Below are 3,110 nucleotides of genomic sequence, written 5' to 3'. Positions count from 1 at the left end.
TTTTCTTAAAGTTAGGATACTTAGTACGACCAGCAAAGAAATTGGTAAAAGCTGTTTGTAAATGTCTTAACCCTTGTTGTAAAGGTACACAGCTTACTCCATTGAGAAAGTCTAATTCTTCTTGCTTTTTCCAATCGGTCAACATTGAAGAAGTTTGAGCGTAGCCTACTCTTTCTTGCTTTTCGTACCAAGCTTGTGTTCGTTCGTGGAGAGCTTTATTGTAAACTAATCTTACACAGCCCAATGTGCGCCGCAATAGCGACTCTTGTGTTGGTGTGGGGTAAAATCGAAACGAGTAGGCTTTTTCCATGTCTCACATTTTAGCATATATTTCGTAAACGATGCTCATATTTAACAGCAAAGCCGCCGTAAAACGGCGGGGTTTCAGACCCAAATTTTCGATGAAATTCTAGAAGGTTATGAGTATGGTTCTGGTATCCAACGGGCAATCAGCTATTATTCGTACAGAGCGTGGATTGACAATCGCCGGTACGCGAATTACCCTTTATGATGTTATGGATTACCTAAAGGCTCAGTACCCGCCCAAGCTGATTCGTGAAAAACTTGGTCTTAATGATAGACAGATTGATTCAGCCCTAGCATACATTGAGACTCATTGTACTGAGGTTGAAGCCGAGTATCAAGAATGCTTGCAGACAGCGACAGAAATTCGTCAATACTGGGAAGAGCGAAATCGTGAGCGATTTGCCAAGATTGCGGCGATACCCCCTAAGCCTGGTCAAGAAACCATTCGTGCGAAGCTTCAAGAGTGGAAAGCACGCATTGAATCTCAATCATGAACTTTCTGATTGACTACAACTTAACGGGCGATGTTGTTTTATTCTGGGGAACCCTCTCAGCAGAAGGATGGCTTGATCTTTTGCCCATCCGCTTCTTCACCTTTCAGGATGTTGGATTGCCGATGGATAGTAGTGATCGGGTTGTTTGGCAATTTGCTCAAAACACTCAGATGATTTTAATTACAGCAAATCGAAATATGAAAGGAATTGATTCGCTGGAACAAACCATACGTGAAGAAAATACACCCGCTTCCCTGCCAATTCTGACAATTGGAAACCCTGAGCGCTTTGATGAAAGTAGCTATCGGCAAAGATGTGCTACCCGCTTGATTGAGATTTTATTTGATCTAGAAAACTATATGGGAATCGGTCGAATTTTCATCCCATAAGACTGTTGGGGAAATTCAGGGACTTTTTCCCTGAAAATTAGGTAATTGACCCCCTCAAAATCTGTAAAACCCCACACCCCACACCCTACACCCTACACCCTGCCCCTAGGAAAAACTTTTTCAGCAGACCCTAATTAAGACAGGTAAATGAGTCAATTTGACCCACAAAGATGATCTTTTTTTTGTGTAGTTTTGTTGCAAAAAAAAAAGTTTTTTTGACAAAAAGCACAAAGTATGAATGATGAATTATGAAGTGGGGTAGTGAAGTAGTGGGGAAGTGGAGCATTTGGCTGAAATTTCCCTAAACCCCTAAATCCCTATCACCCTATCCCCTACCTCCTGCCTTCTGCCTCCTGATCACTGATTACTGATTACTGATTAGGTGTCACCTGATCGATAACCTTGAGAGTCCCGTCATCCTTGACAGTCCAGACATCGTAACTACCGACCACATCGCCATTTTCATCGATATCCACATTGCCACTGGCCCCCTGATAGTTAATATCCTCGCCTTTGCGAATCATTTCCATGGCTTGACAAGCATCGGTTACTTCCGTCCCCGGACCGTTAGCCACCTCACGAATCTTGCTTTGAATCCCTTCACCAGTGTTAGATTTAGCCGCCTCGGCTGCTAACATCAATAAAATCCCCGCGTCCCAAGTATGGGGAACAAAAGCGGTGACATCCTTGCCAGTTTTTTCCTTCCAGAGAGTAGTAAAAGCACTTAAAGCTTGACCGTCGGCCCCGGGGACCGTGCCTAGGGACCCAGCAATAATTGACTTACCATCGGTTCCTTTCCCCACCTGTTTGGTGAAATCTTCCGAAAAAACCCCATCGGTGAGGAGGACGGTAACTCCTTTGGTCAATCCCTGTTTATAGGCCGCTTGCAGTAATAAACTGCCCGTTTCAGCGTAAAGGACTGCCGCTACAGCATCCGGTTGGTTAGCGAAGGCAGCTGCCGCTTCACTATCGAGAGTGGCAGCTCTCGGGTCATAACGGACAGGATTTTGCTTATTAGTGATAGTGCCGCCTAATTTATCGAAAGCGCTCACGAATTCCCGTTCAAATCCGACTCCATAATCGTTATTGATCACGACGGTGGCCACATTTTGAAAACCCTTTTTCTTAGCTAGGACCGCTAAAGCTTGAGCTTGGTAGGTGTCCGGGGGAGCCGTCCGCGCCCAAAAACCTTGAAAATCGCCTTTTTTCGCCCTGTCAGTAAATACAGGACTGGTGCTACCCGGAGAGACTAACATAACTTTATTTCTCACCGCCACATCGACGGCTGCTCCTGAGACGCTACTGGCAAAGGAACCGATCACACCGGCTACTTTATCCACCTCCGCTAGTTTCGTCATCGCTGAAGCACCGGCGGCGGGATCGGTTTGGTCATCTTCTTTCACGAGGGTGACTGGTTTGCCATTGACTCCACCACAGGCATTGATAGTCTCTACCGCTAGGGCGGCTGCTTCGGGCATATTTTGACCAATAGCGGCTAAATCTCCGGTAATGGGCAGTAAAGCCCCTAATTTTAAGCCCTGATCCCCGGGGGCAGTGGTGGTGGGGCTAGAGGCGTTGTTATCTGGGGTTTGGGCATTATTACAAGCGGTTAAAAAATTAGCTAAGAGGCTGATGCTCAGGGTTAGGGCTAGGGGCGATCGAATATATCTCTGCATGGCGGTAAGATCAAGGTTGACATCCTCGCCGCCGTAAAACGGACGGCGATTCCTCACCACGCCACTTTTTTAGGGTGGTCGCTGAACGGGGTTGACGCAGATAGCGAAAAACGCTTAATTGCTTAAGTCTGACACTTTCGACCCGTCCGTTTTCAGTGTCCGAATGCCCTCCGGCCACTTTGAACAAGTCGAAAAAATCTCATGTTCCACCTTATTTCCTAGAAAGTTTTACTCGTTCAAGGCCG

4 protein-coding genes are annotated in these 3,110 nt (G+C 46.2%); 2 read left to right on the top strand and 2 right to left on the bottom strand.

The window, feature by feature from the left end:
* The coding region (locus IM319_RS09455; RefSeq protein WP_287735404.1) for an RNA-guided endonuclease InsQ/TnpB family protein at positions 1–310 on the bottom strand (310 nt) is incomplete at its 3' end.
* A gap of 115 nt (positions 311–425) precedes the next feature.
* On the opposite strand from IM319_RS09455, the gene IM319_RS09450 reads away from it, so the two are divergent.
* Positions 426–800 carry a DUF433 domain-containing protein gene (locus tag IM319_RS09450; protein WP_287735407.1) on the top strand — a complete coding sequence of 125 codons (375 nt, stop codon included), beginning with the start codon at positions 426–428 and terminating at the stop codon, positions 798–800.
* Complete coding sequence (locus IM319_RS09445; protein WP_287735402.1) at positions 797–1,189, top strand: DUF5615 family PIN-like protein; 393 nt, start codon at positions 797–799, stop codon at positions 1,187–1,189. The genes IM319_RS09450 and IM319_RS09445 overlap by 4 nt, the downstream gene beginning before the upstream one ends.
* Before the next feature lie 371 nt (positions 1,190–1,560).
* Here the strand turns inward: IM319_RS09445 and IM319_RS09440 are convergent, their stop codons facing one another.
* Positions 1,561–2,865 carry an ABC transporter substrate-binding protein gene (locus IM319_RS09440; protein WP_287735405.1) on the bottom strand — a complete coding sequence of 435 codons (1,305 nt, stop codon included), beginning with the start codon at positions 2,863–2,865 and terminating at the stop codon, positions 1,561–1,563.
* Positions 2,866–3,110: the final 245 nt, after the last annotated feature.

It is taken from the genome of Microcystis sp. M113S1, assembly GCF_020246945.1.
GTDB lineage: Bacteria > Cyanobacteriota > Cyanobacteriia > Cyanobacteriales > Microcystaceae > Microcystis.
Note: the sequence above shows the minus strand (reverse complement) of the source record. Positions and strands in the feature narration are given on the sequence as shown.